Consider the following 17,299-nt stretch of genomic DNA (forward strand, 5'->3'; position numbering starts at 1 on the left):
GTTATTCTCCCCTCCTGACTTTCATTGAGTGATCATTTATGCGTTTAAACCCCGGACAACAACAAGCCGTCGAATTTGTCACCGGACCGTGTCTGGTGCTGGCGGGGGCTGGATCCGGTAAAACCCGCGTGATCACCAACAAAATTGCGCACCTGATCCGCGGCTGTGGCTATCAGGCCCGGCACATTGCGGCGGTGACGTTTACCAATAAAGCGGCGCGTGAGATGAAAGAGCGTGTCGGCCAGACGCTGGGGCGCAAAGAGGCGCGCGGCCTGATGATCTCCACCTTCCACACGCTGGGGCTGGATATCATCAAGCGCGAGTATGCGGCGCTGGGCATGAAGTCCAACTTTTCCCTCTTTGATGATACCGATCAGGTGGCGTTGCTCAAAGAGCTCACCGAGGGGCTGATCGAAGATGACAAGGTTCTGTTGCAGCAGCTGATCTCGACGATCTCAAACTGGAAAAACGATCTGATGACCCCGGCCCAGGCCGCGGCGATCGCCAAAGGCGAACGGGATCGCATCTTTGCCCACTGCTACGGTCTGTACGATGCGCACATGAAAGCGTGCAACGTGCTGGACTTCGACGACCTGATCCTGCTGCCGACGCTGCTGCTGCAGCGTAATCAAGAGGTTCGCGAGCGCTGGCAGAACAAAATCCGTTACCTGCTGGTGGATGAGTATCAGGACACCAACACCAGCCAGTACGAGCTGGTGAAGCTGCTGGTGGGGCAGCGCGCGCGTTTCACCGTGGTCGGCGATGATGACCAGTCAATTTACTCCTGGCGCGGCGCGCGTCCGCAAAACCTGGTGCTGCTGAGCAAAGATTTTCCGGCGCTGCAGGTGATTAAGCTGGAGCAGAACTACCGCTCCTCCGGGCGTATCCTGAAAGCGGCAAATATCCTGATCGCCAATAACCCGCACGTGTTCGAGAAGCGTCTCTTCTCCGAGCTGGGCTACGGGACGGAGCTGAAAGTGCTCAGCGCCAATAACGAAGAGCATGAAGCGGAGCGCGTCACCGGTGAACTGATCGCCCATCACTTCGTCAATAAAACCGAATATAAGGATTACGCGATCCTCTATCGCGGGAATCACCAGTCGCGCGTCTTTGAAAAGATGCTGATGCAGAACCGCATTCCGTACAAAATCTCGGGCGGGACCTCGTTCTTCTCACGGCCAGAGATCAAAGATCTGCTGGCCTATCTGCGCGTACTCACTAACCCGGATGACGACAGCGCGTTTCTGCGCATTGTGAATACGCCAAAACGCGAGATTGGCCCGGCGACGCTGCAAAAACTCGGCGAGTGGGCGATGACGCGTAACAAAAGCCTGTTTACCGCCAGCTTCGACATGGGGCTAAGCCAGACATTAACCGGTCGCGGCTATGATTCGTTAACGCGATTCACCCACTGGCTCGGCGAAGTGCAGCGTCTCGCGGAGCGCGAGCCAGTGGCGGCGGTGCGCGATCTCATTCACGGCATCGACTATGAGTCCTGGCTGTACGAAACCTCGGCCAGCCCGAAAGCCGCTGAGATGCGCATGAAGAACGTCAACCAGCTCTTCAGCTGGATGACCGAAATGCTGGAGGGCTCTGAAATCGACGAGCCGATGACCCTGACGCAGGTCGTCACCCGCTTTACCCTGCGCGACATGATGGAGCGCGGCGAGAGCGAAGAAGAGGCCGATCAGGTACAGCTGATGACGCTGCACGCGTCAAAAGGTCTGGAGTTCCCGTATGTCTATCTGGTCGGTATGGAAGAGGGGTTGTTACCGCATCAGAGCAGCATTGATGAAGACAACGTCGACGAGGAGCGCCGCCTGGCCTACGTGGGGATCACCCGCGCGCAGAAAGAGCTGACGTTCACACTGTGTAAAGAGCGCCGTCAGTATGGCGAACTTGTCCGCCCGGAGCCGAGCCGTTTCCTGCTGGAACTGCCGCAGGATGACCTGATCTGGGAGCAGGAACGCAAAGTAATTACTGCGGAAGAGCGGATGCACAAGGGGCAGGCTAACGTGGCGAACATTCGCGCCATGCTGGCAAAAGCCAAAGAGAAAGGATAAGGATGAGTAGGCCGGGTAAGGCTAAGCCGCCACCCGGCAATGTTCAGCGTATTACTTCACTTCCAGCACCCAGTGCACATAGCTCTGCCACTGGCACTCCTGATCGATCATCTCTGCCCCAAGCGGGTGACGTTCAATCCAGTTTTCCGGCAGCGTCAGCGACAGTTTTTCGTCATCGGCCACCAGGCCGATCGCAGGCAGCAAATCATCGCGACGTCGGCTGGCAAACAGAATCGCCAGACGCAGCAGGCGGCACAGATGTTCGGCCACACGCGGCGGTACGGCGTTTTGCTGATGCAAAGACGAGAGATCGACGGCATTGGTCTGGTTCAGCAGCAGCGTTGCCAGCAATTTTTTCTGTGCGGGTGTATAGCCCGGTAAATCCAGGTTGCGCACCAGATACGCTGCATGAGCAGGAGCCTGCTTAAAATCAATACTCAGCCCCACTTCATGGAGCGCACAGGCGCTCAGCAGTAAATCGCGGCTCAGTGGTTCAAGATCCCAGACGTTAGCGACCTGATCGGCGAAGCGTGACGCCAGCTGCGATACGCGTCCTGCCTGATCGATATCAACCAGAAAACGACGCTGCACGTTGCGCAGGGTACGGCTGCGGATGTCCTGATCGACCGACAGATGCAGCATCCCGTAGACCAGACCTTCACGCAGCGCGCCGCCGGCCAGGGTCATACACTGGATGTTCAGTTCGGTGAAAATAGCGATCAGAATAGCCAGCCCGCTCGGGAAAACCAGCGCGCGTTCGAGCGTCAGGCCTTCAATTTCCAGCTCTTCAAGGCGTCCACACTGAATGGCGCGCTGTTTTAGCTGCTGAAGCTTGGCAAGCGTAATCCGCTCGTCCATTCCCTGCGCCATCATGATTTCCTGCAGGGCCTGCACGGTGCCCGACGCACCCACGCACACTTTCCAGCCGTGATAGCGCAGCTCGTCCATGACGGGACGTAGCACCTCGCGCGCCGCATTTTCTGCCTCGTCGAAGTTCTCTTTACCCAGATTACGATCGGTAAAGTAGCGCTCAAGCCAGGTCACGCAGCCCATAGACAGGCTGAACAGCGACGTTGCCTGCGCGCCGGTGCCGGTCACCAGCTCGGTACTGGCACCGCCGATATCCACCACCAGGCGGCGATCGTCACCCCCCGTGGTATGTGCAACCCCCTGATAGATCAGGCGAGCTTCTTCTTCACCGCTGATAACCTGAACCGGGCAACCGAGAATTTCCTGCGCTCTGGCAATAAAATCCACGGCGTTAACCGCCAGGCGGAGTGTCGCGGTGGCGACGACGGTGATTTGGGCATGCGGGATATCCTGCAGACGCTCGGCAAAGAGTCGCAGACACTGCCAGCCACGTTCCATGGCTTCAGGTGAGAGGTGATTGTCGCTGCTCAGGCCCGCCGCGAGGCGGACCTTGCGCTTAATGCGCGTCAGCGTTTGTATGCTTCCTGCCACCTCGCGCACAACCAGCATATGAAAACTATTCGAACCGAGATCGATTGCTGCATAAAGCGAGGTGGAGCTGAGCATATTTTCTTAACCTGAACGACGACGATTACGCGGTGCGCCGCCTGAACGACGCGGTCCATTGCCGGAGCGTGGGCGGGTTAGACGCTTAGGCGGCGGCAGTTCGCTTAACAGCGCTTCCGGATTGTATTTGCTCTGCGGAATAGAGTGACCGATATAGGTCTCAATGGCCGGAAGATTCAGCGCATACTCTTCACACGCAAGGCTAATCGAATGACCACTTGCGCCCGCACGACCGGTACGACCGATACGGTGTACGTAGTCTTCACAGTCGTCTGGCAGATCGTAGTTAAAGACGTGCGTTACGGCTGGAATGTGTAAACCACGTGCAGCCACGTCGGTGGCGACCAGAATATCGAGATCGCCACGGGTGAACTCTTCGAGAATTCGCAGGCGTTTTTTCTGCGCGACGTCGCCAGTCAACAGGCCAACACGGTGGCCGTCTGCAGCCAGATGGCCCCAGATGTCTTCACAGCGGTGTTTGGTGTTCGCGAAGATAATGGCGCGATCTGGCCACTCTTCTTCAATCAGCGTTTGCAGCAGGCGCATCTTCTCTTCATTCGAAGGATAGAAGAGCTCTTCTTTAATGCGGTGACCCGTTTTCTGCTCCGGTTCCACTTCCACGTACTCGGCGTTATTCATCTGTTCGAACGCCAGTTCGCGCACACGGTAGGAGAGGGTTGCAGAGAACAGCATATTCAGGCGCTGGTTAGCCGGAGGCATACGGCGGAACAGCCAGCGGATGTCTTTAATGAAGCCCAGATCGTACATGCGGTCAGCTTCATCGAGCACCACAACCTGGATGGCACCGAGGTTAATGTGGTTCTGTTTGGCGTAATCGATAAGACGGCCGGTGGTACCGATCAGGATATCCACACCGCTTTCCAGCACTTTCAGCTGTTTATCGTAGCCGTCGCCGCCATAGGCCAGGCCCAGCTTCAGGCCGGTAGCCTGCGCCAGGGGTTCAGCGTCTGCGTGGATCTGTACCGCCAGTTCTCGCGTCGGGGCCATAATTAGCGCGCGCGGCTGGTTAACTTTGCGGTCTGCAATCGCTTGGTGAGAAAGTAAATAATGAAACGTTGACGTTAAAAACGCCATCGTTTTGCCGGTACCGGTTTGCGCCTGCCCGGCAACATCGCGACCGGCCAGCGTCAGCGGCAGCGCGAGGGCCTGAATGGGCGTGCAGTTATGAAACCCTTTATTTTCAAGGGCTTCAATCACCTTCGGGTGCAGCGCGAAGTCGGAAAACTTCTGTTCTGTTAAATGTGTTTTGCTCATAGTGTGGTAGAATATCAGCTTACTATTGCTTTACGAAAGCGTATCCGGTGAAATAAAGTCAACCTTTAGTTGGTTAATGCGACATCAACACGTCGTTGGTGGAGACAAAACCAACGTACCAGGCTTATTCCTGTGGAGTTATATATGAGCGATAAAATTATTCACCTGACTGACGACAGTTTTGACACGGACGTACTTAAGGCTGACGGGCTGATCCTCGTCGATTTCTGGGCTGAATGGTGTGGTCCTTGCAAAATGATCGCCCCGATTCTGGATGAGATCGCCGACGAATATCAGGGCAAACTGACCGTTGCCAAGCTGAACATCGACCAGAACCCGGGCACCGCACCAAAATACGGTATCCGTGGCATTCCGACCCTGCTGCTGTTCAAAAACGGCGAAGTGGCGGCGACCAAAGTGGGCGCGCTGTCCAAAGGTCAACTGAAAGAGTTCCTGGACGCTAACCTGGCGTAAGGTTTCTCCGCTGCGCGTTCAGAGCTCCCGGCTAAATGATCTGGAACTCTGGACGCCCGGCTGAAGTCGTGCTAAGTTAGCTATGACTTCGTTTTAAACATATCTTGTTGTTTGAATCTTGTTTTACCCGATACTTCCCGCTGTTGACATATCCAGTGCGTGAAGTGGCTAAATTCCGGGCTTGTCACTCAATCCGTCTTGTCGTTTCAGTTCTGCGTTCTTTCCCTGTGACCAGACAGCGAACAGACATGAGTTGATGGCCGCTAAACAGGCATGGATGACCCTGCCATACCATTCACAACATTAAGTTCGAGAATCACCCCGAGTTTAAGAACCCACACCATTATGAATCTTACCGAATTAAAGAATACGCCGGTTTCTGAGCTGATCACTCTCGGCGAAAATATGGGGCTGGAAAACCAGGCTCGTATGCGCAAGCAGGACATCATTTTCGCCATCCTGAAGCAGCACGCTAAGAGTGGCGAAGATATCTTTGGCGACGGTGTGCTGGAGATATTGCAAGACGGATTTGGTTTCCTCCGCTCTGCAGACAGCTCCTACCTCGCCGGCCCTGACGACATCTACGTATCCCCCAGCCAAATCCGCCGTTTCAACCTCCGCACTGGTGACACCATTTCAGGTAAGATTCGTCCTCCTAAAGAGGGTGAACGCTACTTTGCGCTGTTGAAAGTCAATGAAGTTAACTTCGACAAACCTGAAAACTCGCGTAATAAGATCCTCTTTGAGAACTTAACGCCGCTGCACGCGAACTCTCGCCTGCGTATGGAACGTGGTAACGGTTCGACCGAAGACTTAACCGCGCGTGTTCTGGATCTGGCATCACCTATTGGTCGCGGCCAGCGTGGTCTGATTGTGGCGCCGCCAAAAGCGGGTAAAACCATGCTGCTGCAGAACATCGCGCAGAGCATCGCCTATAACCACCCAGACTGTGTGCTGATGGTGCTGCTGATTGACGAACGTCCGGAAGAAGTGACCGAGATGCAGCGTCTGGTTAAAGGTGAAGTGGTTGCTTCAACCTTCGATGAGCCAGCATCTCGCCACGTTCAGGTTGCGGAAATGGTTATCGAGAAGGCAAAACGCCTGGTTGAGCACAAGAAAGACGTGATCATCCTGCTCGACTCCATCACCCGTCTGGCGCGTGCCTACAACACCGTGGTCCCGGCGTCTGGTAAAGTCCTGACCGGTGGTGTGGATGCTAACGCCCTGCATCGTCCAAAACGTTTCTTCGGTGCTGCACGTAACGTCGAAGAGGGCGGCAGCCTGACCATCATCGCGACGGCGCTGATCGATACCGGTTCCAAAATGGACGAAGTGATTTACGAAGAGTTTAAAGGTACAGGCAACATGGAACTGCACCTCTCTCGTAAGATCGCTGAAAAACGCGTCTTCCCGGCTATCGACTACAACCGTTCCGGTACCCGTAAAGAAGAGCTGCTCACCACTCAGGAAGAGCTGCAGAAAATGTGGATCCTGCGCAAAATCATCCATCCAATGGGTGAAATCGACGCGATGGAGTTCCTCATTAACAAACTGGCGATGACCAAAACCAACGACGATTTCTTCGACATGATGAAACGCTCGTAACGCAAATAAAGCCAGCGAACGCCACGTTTTTACGTGGCGTTTTTCTTTTATGGACTATACGCTAGTACCACCTACTCCCAATTTTGACGTGTAGGTGTAACAATAAGACGATTCGTAGAGTAAAAACATTAATAGCTTGAATAATATACAAATGAGGTCACAAGAGGTTTACTTTTACCTTCGGGCTATGAGCCTTCATGGTTATACTTCCGAGACTAACATTTGTTGAGAATCCATTGTGAACCTATTCGATACGTTTACTGATCTAACCAGTATTTTTTTATTCACCACCTGTTTTCTGTTTATTGCGCGTAAGGTGGCGAAATACGTGGGGTTAGTGGATAAACCCAACTTCCGGAAACGTCATCAGGGTATGATCCCCCTGGTGGGTGGTATCTCAGTATTTGCTGGTATTTGCTATGCCTTCGCAATTGCTAACTACTATGTCCCACATGTCAAATTATACCTGATGTGTTCAACGGTACTGGTTATCGTCGGCGCGCTTGACGATCGTTATGACATCAGCGTTAAAATTCGCGCCTTTGTGCAGGCGGCAGTTGGCATTGCCATGATGGTCTCAGCAAAACTCTACTTGAGTAGCCTGGGCTATATTTTTGGCTCGTGGGAGATGGTGCTCGGCCCGTTCGGCTATTTTCTGACGCTTTTCGCCGTATGGGTGGCTATAAACGCATTCAACATGGTCGATGGTATTGATGGCTTGCTGGGGGGACTCTCCTGCGTCTCATTTGCCGCGATCGGTTTTATTTTGTGGTTTGACGGACAATATAGTCTTGCTATGTGGTGCTTCGCCATGATTGCCGCCATCCTGCCTTATATCCTGTTAAACCTCGGTGCGCTGGGGCGTCGCTATAAAGTCTTTATGGGTGATGCGGGCAGTACACTTATTGGGTTTACCGTCATCTGGATCTTGCTGGAAACGACTCAGGGACAAGTCCATCCTATCAGCCCTGTTACCGCGTTGTGGATTATCGCTATCCCGTTAATGGATATGGTTGCGATAATGTATCGCCGCTTGCGCAAAGGGATGAGTCCCTTCTCAGCCGACCGACAGCATATTCATCATTTGATCATGCGAGCTGGATTCACCTCCAGACAGGCATTTGTTTTGATAACCGTAGCGGCTGCTATCCTTGCGGGAGTGGGTGTTGCCGCGGAGTATGCTCATTTTGTGCCAGAATGGGTCATGTTGGTATTATTCTTGCTAGCATTTTTCCTGTACGGCTACTGCATTAAGCGCGCATGGAAAGTGGCGCGGTTCATAAAACGTATTAAACGCCGGATGCGTCGTAACAGTGGCAAAAACACAACATTAACTAAATAAAACCGGGACTATGATGACTCAACCGTTGGCGGGAGCGAAATCAGTGGTAACAGAGAATGAACTGGATATTCGGGGTTTGTTTCGCGTGTTATGGGCAGGCAAACTTTGGATTGCGGGGATCGCGCTGGGATTTGCACTGTTAGCGCTGGCCTATACGTTCTTTGCAAAACAGGAATGGAGCGCCACGGCAATCACGGACAAACCAACGGTTAACATGCTTGGGGGATACTATTCCCAGCAGCAATTTCTGCGAAACCTGGATATCAAAGCCAACCTCGCCACGCCAGATCAGGTTTCCGTTATGGATGAGGCCTACAAAGAGTTTGTGATGCAACTGGCTTCGTGGGATACGCGTCGCGACTTCTGGTCCCAGACGGATTACTACAAGCAGCGTCGGGTTGATAACACCAAAGCCGATGCCGCCCTGCTGGACGATCTGATTAACAATATTCAGTTTATGCCGGGCGATGCGCTGCGGAACGTGAATGACAGCGTCAAGCTGATTGCAGAAACCGCGCCGGATGCCAACAACCTGCTGCGTCAATACGTCGCGTTTGCCAGCCAGCGTGCCGCAAGCCATCTTAACGAAGAGCTTAAAGGCGCCTGGGCGGCCCGTACCATCCAGATGAAAGCCCAGGTGAAACGTCAGGAAGAGGTGGCTAAAGCGATTTTCACTCGCCGTGTACACAATATTGAGCAGGCGCTGAAAATTGCGGAACAGCACAATATTTCCCGTAGTGAGACGGACGTGCCGGCTGATGAACTGCCTGACTCTGAAATGTTCCTTCTTGGTCGCCCTATGCTGCAGGCACGTCTGGAAAATCTCCAGGCCGTCGGTCCTGATGTTGACCTCGATTACGATCAAAATCGCGCGATGCTCAATACGCTTAATGTCGGTCCCTCTCTGGACCCGCGTTTTCAGACCTATCGTTATTTGCGAACGCCTGAAGAACCTGTAAAACGCGACAGTCCGCGTCGTGCATTCCTGATGATCATGTGGGGGATTGTCGGTGCACTGGCGGGCGCTGGCGTGGCGTTAACGCGTCGTCGCACAAACTAAGAATGCCGTCTACGATGAAGGCTGCGGCCTTCATCGCCTAATCGAAGAGAATCGATGTGAAAGTACTAACCGTATTTGGCACCAGGCCGGAGGCCATTAAGATGGCACCTCTGGTTCATGCCCTGGCCAGCGATCCTGATATTGAAGCGAAAGTCTGCGTCACGGCCCAGCACCGTGAGATGCTTGACCAGGTCTTAACGCTCTTTTCCATCGTCCCGGATTACGACCTTAATATTATGAAACCGGGGCAAGGGTTGACGGAGATAACCTGTCGCATACTGCAAGATCTCCAGCCGATCCTGGAGTCATTCAAGCCTGACGTGGTGCTGGTACACGGAGATACCACCACGACCGTGGCGACCAGCCTGGCCGCGTTTTATCAACGTATTCCCGTGGGGCATGTCGAGGCGGGTCTGCGTACCGGCAATCTGTATTCGCCGTGGCCGGAGGAAGCCAACCGCACGCTAACGGGCCACCTGGCGATGTACCACTTTGCGCCAACGGAAAACTCGCGTCAGAACCTGCTGCGTGAAAATATCGCCGATAACAAAATCTTTGTGACCGGCAATACGGTCATCGATGCGTTAATTTGGGTACGTGACCGCGTCCTCGCAAACGACGATCTTAAGAAAGAACTCGCTGCCCGCTATCCCTTCCTGCACAACGGTAAAAAAACCATACTGGTGACGGGCCACCGACGCGAAAGCTTTGGCCGGGGCTTTGAGCAAATCTGTCACGCGCTGGCTGAAATCGCCGCGCAGAACGACGATGTGCAGATTGTCTATCCGGTCCATCTCAATCCTAACGTCAGCGAACCGGTTAACCGCATCCTGGGTCATGTGGAAAATGTCCTTCTGATTGAACCGCAGGACTACCTGCCGTTTGTCTGGCTGATGAACCATTCCTGGCTGATCCTTACCGATTCCGGCGGCATTCAGGAGGAAGCGCCCTCTCTCGGCAAGCCGGTTCTGGTGATGCGTGAAACCACTGAACGTCCGGAAGCGGTGAAAGCCGGGACGGTGCGTCTGGTTGGCACCAACGCGCAGCTCATTGTCGAAGAAGTCACGCGCCTTCTGCATGACGATGAAACGTATCAGGCGATGAGCCGGGCCCATAATCCTTATGGAGACGGGCAGGCTTGTGGCCGTATTTTGCATGCACTTAAACACAATCAGGTATCGCTATGAGTTTTACTACCCTCTCTGTCATTGGTCTTGGCTACATCGGCTTGCCCACCGCGGCGGCGTTTGCCTCTCGTCAGAAACAGGTTGTCGGTGTGGATATCAACGCCCGCGCGGTGGAAACCATTAACCGTGGCGAAATTCATATTGTCGAGCCCGATCTGGATCGTGTAGTGAAAGAGGCGGTGGAGGGCGGCTTCCTGCGTGCCAGCACGACGCCCGTTGAAGCGGATGCCTACCTGATTGCCGTTCCAACGCCCTTTAAAGGCGACCATGAGCCCGACATGGTCTACGTCGAGGCGGCGGCGAAGTCCATTGCCCCTGTGCTGAAGAAAGGGGCGCTGGTGATTCTGGAATCGACCTCTCCCGTCGGCGCTACCGAGCAGATGGCGCAGTGGCTGGCCGACGCGCGCCCTGATTTAAGCTTCCCGCAACAGGCGGGGGAGCAGGCAGATATCAATATCGCCTACTGCCCGGAGCGCGTACTCCCGGGCCAGGTTATGGTCGAACTGATTAAAAACGACCGCGTCATTGGCGGTATGACGCCCGTCTGTTCCGAACGCGCCAGCGCGCTGTACAAGATTTTCCTGGAAGGCGAATGCGTGGTGACCAACTCCCGCACTGCCGAGATGTGTAAGCTGACGGAAAACAGCTTCCGCGACGTCAATATCGCCTTTGCGAATGAACTGTCGCTGATCTGTGCCGATCAGGGGATTAACGTATGGGAGTTGATTAGCCTGGCGAACCGCCATCCGCGCGTCAACATTCTCCAGCCAGGCCCGGGCGTGGGTGGACACTGTATCGCCGTCGATCCGTGGTTTATTGTGGCGCAGAACCCAGCGCAGGCGCGCCTGATTCGCACCGCGCGTGAAGTCAATGACAGCAAACCTCACTGGGTGCTCAATCAGGTCAAAACCACGGTAGCGGATTGTCTGGCAGAGAGCGGCAAGCGCGCCAGCGAGCTGAAAATTGCCTGCTTTGGTCTGGCCTTCAAACCGAATATTGACGACCTGCGTGAAAGCCCGGCGATGGAAATTGCTCAGATGATTGCCGAATGGCACAAGGGTGAAACGCTGGTGGTTGAGCCGAATATTCATGAACTGCCGGCAAAACTGGCGGGGCACTGCACGCTGACAGCGCTGGATGAGGCGCTGGCGACGGCGGACGTACTGGTGCTGCTGGTGGATCATAAAGCGTTTAAAGCGACGCCTGGTGATGCGGTGCGTCAGAAGTATGTGGTTGATACCAAAGGCGTCTGGCGTTGAACAGCCTGAACGGGGTACTCGAGCCCCTGCAGTGGGAGAGTGCCTTTTTCGGCCTGCCGTCGGCCATTGTGCGCCTGCGCGATGATGCGCCGGTATTGGCTGAATCAGATTTGAACGCCTGGCAACGGATTCAGGCGAAGATCCCTGCGGACCGTACCGACCTGCTTGACGCGCTCCAGCAACGCGGCTTTCAGCTGGTTGAAGGTGAGGCAGACCTTTCTATAACCCTCACCCGGCACGATGCGCCCGGTGTGGAAATGGCAACCGAACAGGATATTCCCGTGCTGCGTCAGATGGCGGCTCAGGCGTTTGCGCAGAGTCGCTTTCGTACGCCCTGGTATGCACCTGACGATAGCGGACGTTTCTATGCCCAGTGGATAGAGAATGCGGTTAAAGGCACCTTTGATCACGTCTGCCTGGTTTTCCGCGCAGGGGACGGTCAACTCCAGGGGTTCGTCTCGCTTCGCAAGCTCAACGCGCGCGAGGCGCGTATTGGCTTATTAGCCGGGCGTGGCATGGGTGAGAAGCTCATGCAGGCGGCGCTGCACTGGGCGCAGCAGCAGCAGGTTGAGACGCTGCGGGTGGCGACCCAGGTGGGCAACACCGCCGCGCTTAAACGTTATATTGCGAGTGGTGCCAACATCGACGCCACCGCCTACTGGTTATACAGGTGACAAGATGATTCCATTTAACGCACCACCCGTCGTCGGAACGGAACTCGACTATATGCAGTCTGCCATGGGCAGCGGCAAACTCTGCGGTGACGGCGGTTTTACCCGTCGCTGTCAGCAGTGGATGGAACAGCGTTTTCGCAGCGCCAAAGTGCTGCTGACCCCGTCCTGTACGGCATCGCTGGAAATGGCCGCGCTGCTGCTGGATATCCAGCCCGGCGATGAAGTGATCATGCCGAGCTACACCTTCGTTTCCACGGCGAACGCGTTTGTCCTGCGCGGGGCGAAAATCGTCTTTGTGGATATCCGCCCGGATACCATGAATATTGATGAGACGCTGATTGAAGCGGCGATCACCGACAAAACGCGCGCGATCGTGCCGGTTCACTACGCGGGCGTGGCCTGTGAAATGGACACCATCATGGCCATCGCCAAAAAACATAACCTGTTTGTGGTGGAAGATGCCGCCCAGGGCGTGATGTCGACCTACAAGGGACGCGCGCTGGGTACCATCGGCCATATCGGCTGCTTTAGCTTCCACGAAACCAAAAACTACACGGCTGGCGGAGAAGGTGGCGCGACGCTGATTAACGACCGGGCGCTCGTGGAGCGTGCGGAGGTGATCCGCGAAAAAGGCACCAACCGCAGTCAGTTCTTCCGCGGCCAGGTAGACAAATACACCTGGCGCGATATTGGCTCCAGCTATCTGATGGCGGATCTGCAGGCCGCGTACCTGTGGGCGCAGCTGGAAGCCGCGGATCGCATCAACCTGCAGCGCCTCTCCCTGTGGCAAACCTATTACGATGCGCTTGAGCCTCTGGCCAAAGCCGGGCGTATTGAGCTGCCGACTATCCCGGCAGATTGCGTCCACAACGCGCACATGTTCTACATCAAGCTGCGCGATAACGACGACCGGAGCGAGCTTATCGCCTGGCTGAAAGAAGCCGAAATTATGGCGGTGTTCCACTATATTCCGCTGCACTCCAGCCCGGCGGGCGAAGCGTTTGGAACCTTCGCGGGTGAAGACCGTTACACCACCAAAGAAAGTGAGCGGTTGCTTCGTCTGCCACTGTTCTACAACCTCGCGCCAGTTAACCAGCGTACGGTGATTAATACCCTTCTGAGCTATTTCGGCTGATATGTCTCTGGCAAAAGCATCGGTGTGGACCGCCGCGTCCACGCTTGTAAAAATTGGCGCCGGGCTGCTGGTCGTCAAGCTGCTGGCTGTCTCATTTGGCCCCTCTGGCGTGGGGCTGGCGGGTAATTTCCGCCAGCTTGTCACCGTCCTTGGGGTGCTGGCCGGTGCCGGTATCTTCAACGGCGTGACCAAATACGTTGCGCAGTATCATGATGATGCGGCCCAGCTTCGCAGGGTCGTGGGCACCTCCTCGGCGATGGTCACGGGTTTTTCGACCCTGATGGCGATTATCTTTCTGCTGGCGGCGGCGCCCATCAGCCAGGGATTATTCGGTCACACCCACTATCAGGGGCTGGTGCGTCTGATCGCATTGGTGCAGATGGGGATTGCCTGGGCTAACCTGCTGCTGGCGCTGATGAAAGGCTTTCGTGATGCGGCCGGGAACGCGATTGCGTTAATCCTGGGCAGCGTTATCGGCGTGATTGCCTATTATTTCTGCTATCGCCTGGGGGGCTACGAAGGCGCACTGCTGGGGCTGGCGCTGGTTCCGGCGCTGGTGGTTGTGCCTGCGGCATTTATGCTGATGCGTCGGGGCGTCATCCCCCTGAGCTTCCTCAGGCCGCAATGGGACACGCTGCTTGCCAGCCAGCTGGGTAAATTTACCCTGATGGCGCTCATCACCTCCGTCACGCTGCCGGTGGCCTACGTGATGATGCGTAACCTGCTGGCGGCGCATTATAGCTGGGATGAAGTGGGGATCTGGCAGGGCGTAAGCAGTATTTCCGACGCTTATCTCCAGTTTATTACGGCTTCCTTTAGCGTTTATTTGCTGCCAACCTTATCGCGTTTGACCTCCAGACAGGATATTACGCGTGAGATTTTCCGGTCGCTGCGCTTTGTATTGCCGGCGGTTGCGGCTGCCAGCTTTAGCGTCTGGCTATTGCGCGATGTCGCCATCTGGCTGCTGTTTTCGGCGAAATTCATCGCCATGCGCGATCTCTTTGCCTGGCAGCTGGTGGGTGATGTACTGAAAGTGGGGGCTTACGTTTTCGGCTATCTGGTGATAGCAAAAGCCTCCCTGCGGCTGTATATCCTGGCGGAAATTAGCCAGTTTGCATTACTGACCTCGTTCTCGCACTGGCTGATACCCGCGCACGGCGCGCTGGGGGCGGCTCAGGCCTACATGGCAACCTATATCGTTTATTTCGCCGCCTGTTGCGGTGTATTTTTATTGTGGCGTAAACGCGCATGACTGCACTGATTCACATCCTGGGATCGGATATCCCACACCATAACCAGACCGTTTTGCGGTTCTTCAACGACGAGCTTGCATCGGGGGATCCTGATGCGCGTGAGTTTATGGTTGCAGGTCAGGATAAGGGCCTGAGCGAGGCGTTTCCGGCGCTGACGATTCGCTTCTGGCCAGATAAGGCCACGCTGGCAAAGGCGGTCGTTGCCAGGGCGAAAGCCGACCGCGAGCAACGATTCTTCTTCCACGGGCAGTTTAACACCGGCCTGTGGCTGGCACTTCTCAGCGGAGGGATTAAACCCTCTCAGTGCAGCTGGCATATCTGGGGAGCCGATCTCTACGAAGTCTCCCGCGGCTGGAAATTCCGTCTTTTCTATCCATTGCGTCGCATGGCGCAGGGGCGCGTGGGCTGCGTTTTTGCTACCCGCGGCGATCTCAACTATTTTGCTAAACAGCACCCCAACGTGCGCGGCGAGTTGCTTTATTTCCCCACCCGCATGGATCCGGCGCTGAACGCCATGGTCAATGACGCGGTGCGTGAAGGCAAGCTGACGATCCTGGTGGGGAATTCCGGCGATCGCAGTAACGAACATGTCGCGGCGCTCAGGGCGGTGCATCAGCAATTTGGCGACACGGTGAACGTGGTGGTGCCGATGGGCTATCCCGCCAACAACGATGCCTACATTGACGAGGTTCGCCAGCAGGGACTGGCGCTGTTTAGCGCAGAAAATCTGCACATCCTCAGCGATAAGCTGGAATTTGAGGAATATCTTGCACTGCTGAGAAAATGCGATCTCGGCTATTTCATCTTTGCCCGACAGCAGGGAGTTGGCACACTGTGTCTGCTGATTCAGGCGGGGGTACCGTGCGTGCTCAACCGCGACAACCCGTTCTGGCAGGACATGGCCGAGCAGCATATTCCGGTGCTGTTTACCTCAGACACGCTGAACGTCGAGGTGGTACGTGAAGCTCAACGTCAGCTCACGCTGGTGGATAAAAACAGCATCGATTTTTTCAGCCCGAATTACCTCACGCCGTGGCACCGCGCGCTGCGTATCGCTTCAGGAGACAAAGCATGAGTCAGTTGCAATTCAGCGGCTTACTGGTTGTCTGGCTTCTGAGCGCCCTGTTTATCGCCACGCTCACCTGGTTTGAATTCCGCCGGGTGCGCTTCAACTTTAACGTCTTCTTCTCGTTACTGTTCCTGCTGACGTTCTTTTTCGGCTTCCCGCTCACCAGCATTCTGGTCTTCCGTTTTGACGTGAGCGTCGCGCCGCCGGATATTCTGCTCCAGGCGCTTCTGGCGGCGATCTGCTTCTATGCGGTCTACTACGTCACCTATAAAACGCGTCTGCGTTCAGCGCAGACAGCTGCCCCGCGTCGGGCGCTCTTTAACATGAATAGGGTGGAAACCCACCTGACATGGGTGATGCTGATGACCATCGCCCTGGTCAGCGTCGGCATCTTCTTCATGCATAACGGCTTCCTGCTGTTTAAGCTTCACTCCTACAGCCAGATTTTTTCGGCCGAGGTTTCGGGCGTGGCGCTTAAGCGTTTCTTCTACTTCTTCATCCCGGCGATGCTGGTGATCTTCTTCCTGCGCCAGGACAGCAAAGCGTGGCTGTTCTTCCTGGTCAGTACCGTCGCGTTTGGCATCCTGACCTACATGATTGTGGGCGGCACGCGCGCGAACATTATCATCGCCTTCGCCATCTTCCTGTTTATCGGCATCATCCGCGGCTGGATCTCGCTGTGGATGCTGGTTGCGGCAGGCGTGTTTGGCATTGTGGGGATGTTCTGGCTGGCGCTGAAGCGGTACGGAATGAACGTGGCGGGTGATGAGGCGTTTTATACGTTCCTCTACCTCACGCGCGATACGTTCTCGCCGTGGGAAAACCTGGCATTACTGCTGCAAAACTACGACAAGATTGATTTTCAGGGGCTGGCGCCGATTGTTCGCGACTTCTACGTCTTTATCCCTTCCTGGCTATGGCCGGACCGCCCTGGTGTGGTGCTCAATACCGCGAACTATTTTACCTGGGAAGTGCTGAACAACCATTCCGGTCTGGCAATTTCACCCACGCTGATCGGTTCCCTGGTGGTGATGGGCGGGGCGTGGTTCATTCTGCCCGGGGCGGTTGCCGTGGGGCTGATTATCAAGTGGTTCGACTGGCTTTACGTGCGTGGCAACGAAGAGACCAACCGCTATAAAGCAGCCATTTTGCACAGTTTCTGCTTTGGTGCCATTTTCAATATGATCGTTCTGGCGCGCGAAGGGCTGGACTCGTTCGTTTCGCGCGTAGTGTTCTTCATGGTTGTTTTCGGCGTCTGCCTGTTACTGGCCAAACTGTTGTACTGGCTGTTTGACAGCGCCGGGCTTGTGCACAAGCGCGAGCGGCAGGGCAGCACAACGCTGTCGCAAGTCTGAGTAAGGATAGTA

General features: G+C 55.3%; 14 protein-coding genes. 12 read left to right on the forward strand and 2 right to left on the reverse strand.

What is annotated here, in order from left to right:
* Positions 1-38 precede the first annotated feature (38 nt).
* The gene (rep, locus tag BMW97_RS22055; protein ID WP_045909245.1) at positions 39-2,063 is read left to right on the forward strand and encodes a DNA helicase Rep; all 2,025 of its coding nucleotides are present in this window, start codon (positions 39-41) and stop codon (positions 2,061-2,063) included.
* 51 nt (positions 2,064-2,114) lie between these two features.
* Here the strand turns inward: rep and gppA are convergent, their stop codons facing one another.
* Both gppA and rhlB read right to left on the reverse strand, forming a co-directional pair.
* Positions 2,115-3,599, reverse strand: a complete 1,485-nt coding sequence (gppA, locus tag BMW97_RS22060; protein ID WP_032654053.1) for a guanosine-5'-triphosphate,3'-diphosphate diphosphatase — start codon at positions 3,597-3,599, stop codon at positions 2,115-2,117.
* A gap of 6 nt (positions 3,600-3,605) precedes the next feature.
* Positions 3,606-4,874 carry an ATP-dependent RNA helicase RhlB gene (gene rhlB / locus BMW97_RS22065; RefSeq protein WP_045909244.1) on the reverse strand — a complete coding sequence of 423 codons (1,269 nt, stop codon included), beginning with the start codon at positions 4,872-4,874 and terminating at the stop codon, positions 3,606-3,608.
* A 144-nt stretch (positions 4,875-5,018) separates the two neighbouring features.
* Here rhlB and trxA point away from each other — a divergent pair, with 144 nt between their 5' ends.
* The 11 genes from trxA to wzyE all read left to right on the forward strand — a co-directional run bounded on the left by trxA (position 5,019) and on the right by wzyE (position 17,287).
* Positions 5,019-5,348: a thioredoxin TrxA gene (trxA, locus tag BMW97_RS22070; protein ID WP_006179218.1), complete on the forward strand. Its 330-nt coding sequence runs from the start codon at positions 5,019-5,021 to the stop codon at positions 5,346-5,348.
* A 345-nt stretch (positions 5,349-5,693) separates the two neighbouring features.
* Positions 5,694-6,953, forward strand: a complete 1,260-nt coding sequence (gene rho / locus BMW97_RS22075) for a transcription termination factor Rho (RefSeq protein ID WP_008501566.1) — start codon at positions 5,694-5,696, stop codon at positions 6,951-6,953.
* Positions 6,954-7,191: 238 nt separating this feature from the next.
* The gene (wecA, locus tag BMW97_RS22080) at positions 7,192-8,295 is read left to right on the forward strand and encodes a UDP-N-acetylglucosamine--undecaprenyl-phosphate N-acetylglucosaminephosphotransferase (protein WP_045909243.1); all 1,104 of its coding nucleotides are present in this window, start codon (positions 7,192-7,194) and stop codon (positions 8,293-8,295) included.
* Between the two features lie 13 nt (positions 8,296-8,308).
* Complete coding sequence (gene wzzE, locus BMW97_RS22085; protein WP_045909242.1) at positions 8,309-9,355, forward strand: ECA polysaccharide chain length modulation protein; 1,047 nt, start codon at positions 8,309-8,311, stop codon at positions 9,353-9,355.
* Between the two features lie 56 nt (positions 9,356-9,411).
* Positions 9,412-10,542 (forward strand): non-hydrolyzing UDP-N-acetylglucosamine 2-epimerase, encoded by a 1,131-nt coding sequence (gene wecB / locus BMW97_RS22090; protein ID WP_065365946.1) that lies wholly within the window; start codon positions 9,412-9,414, stop codon positions 10,540-10,542.
* Positions 10,539-11,801 (forward strand): UDP-N-acetyl-D-mannosamine dehydrogenase, encoded by a 1,263-nt coding sequence (wecC, locus tag BMW97_RS22095; protein WP_045909240.1) that lies wholly within the window; start codon positions 10,539-10,541, stop codon positions 11,799-11,801. Before wecB ends, wecC begins: the two co-directional genes overlap by 4 nt.
* Entirely contained in the window at positions 11,798-12,475 is a 678-nt protein-coding gene (gene rffC, locus BMW97_RS22100) for a dTDP-4-amino-4,6-dideoxy-D-galactose acyltransferase (protein WP_045909239.1), read from the forward strand. The genes wecC and rffC overlap by 4 nt, the downstream gene beginning before the upstream one ends.
* A 4-nt stretch (positions 12,476-12,479) precedes the next feature.
* Positions 12,480-13,610 carry a dTDP-4-amino-4,6-dideoxygalactose transaminase gene (gene rffA / locus BMW97_RS22105; protein ID WP_045909238.1) on the forward strand — a complete coding sequence of 377 codons (1,131 nt, stop codon included), beginning with the start codon at positions 12,480-12,482 and terminating at the stop codon, positions 13,608-13,610.
* 1 nt (position 13,611) lies between these two features.
* Positions 13,612-14,862, forward strand: a complete 1,251-nt coding sequence (gene wzxE / locus BMW97_RS22110) for a lipid III flippase WzxE (protein ID WP_045909237.1) — start codon at positions 13,612-13,614, stop codon at positions 14,860-14,862.
* Positions 14,859-15,938 carry a TDP-N-acetylfucosamine:lipid II N-acetylfucosaminyltransferase gene (locus BMW97_RS22115; protein ID WP_045909236.1) on the forward strand — a complete coding sequence of 360 codons (1,080 nt, stop codon included), beginning with the start codon at positions 14,859-14,861 and terminating at the stop codon, positions 15,936-15,938. Before wzxE ends, BMW97_RS22115 begins: the two co-directional genes overlap by 4 nt.
* Entirely contained in the window at positions 15,935-17,287 is a 1,353-nt protein-coding gene (gene wzyE / locus BMW97_RS22120; RefSeq protein WP_045909235.1) for an ECA oligosaccharide polymerase, read from the forward strand. The genes BMW97_RS22115 and wzyE overlap by 4 nt, the downstream gene beginning before the upstream one ends.
* Positions 17,288-17,299 lie beyond the last annotated feature (12 nt).

The sequence above is a fragment of the Enterobacter sp. NFIX58 genome, assembly GCF_900110475.1.
GTDB classification, from domain to species: Bacteria; Pseudomonadota; Gammaproteobacteria; order Enterobacterales; family Enterobacteriaceae; genus Enterobacter; species Enterobacter quasiroggenkampii.

Coding starts and splice junctions, on each gene's coding strand:
- rho (WP_008501566.1), top strand. CDS start 5,694: ATGAATCTTACCGAATTAAAGAATACGCCGGTTTCTGAGCTGATCACT.
- rffA (WP_045909238.1), top strand. CDS start 12,480: ATGATTCCATTTAACGCACCACCCGTCGTCGGAACGGAACTCGACTAT.
- trxA (WP_006179218.1), top strand. CDS start 5,019: ATGAGCGATAAAATTATTCACCTGACTGACGACAGTTTTGACACGGAC.
- BMW97_RS22115 (WP_045909236.1), top strand. CDS start 14,859: ATGACTGCACTGATTCACATCCTGGGATCGGATATCCCACACCATAAC.
- rep (WP_045909245.1), top strand. CDS start 39: ATGCGTTTAAACCCCGGACAACAACAAGCCGTCGAATTTGTCACCGGA.
- gppA (WP_032654053.1), bottom strand. CDS start 3,599: ATGCTCAGCTCCACCTCGCTTTATGCAGCAATCGATCTCGGTTCGAAT.
- wzzE (WP_045909242.1), top strand. CDS start 8,309: ATGACTCAACCGTTGGCGGGAGCGAAATCAGTGGTAACAGAGAATGAA.
- rhlB (WP_045909244.1), bottom strand. CDS start 4,874: ATGAGCAAAACACATTTAACAGAACAGAAGTTTTCCGACTTCGCGCTG.
- wecC (WP_045909240.1), top strand. CDS start 10,539: ATGAGTTTTACTACCCTCTCTGTCATTGGTCTTGGCTACATCGGCTTG.
- wzyE (WP_045909235.1), top strand. CDS start 15,935: ATGAGTCAGTTGCAATTCAGCGGCTTACTGGTTGTCTGGCTTCTGAGC.
- wzxE (WP_045909237.1), top strand. CDS start 13,612: ATGTCTCTGGCAAAAGCATCGGTGTGGACCGCCGCGTCCACGCTTGTA.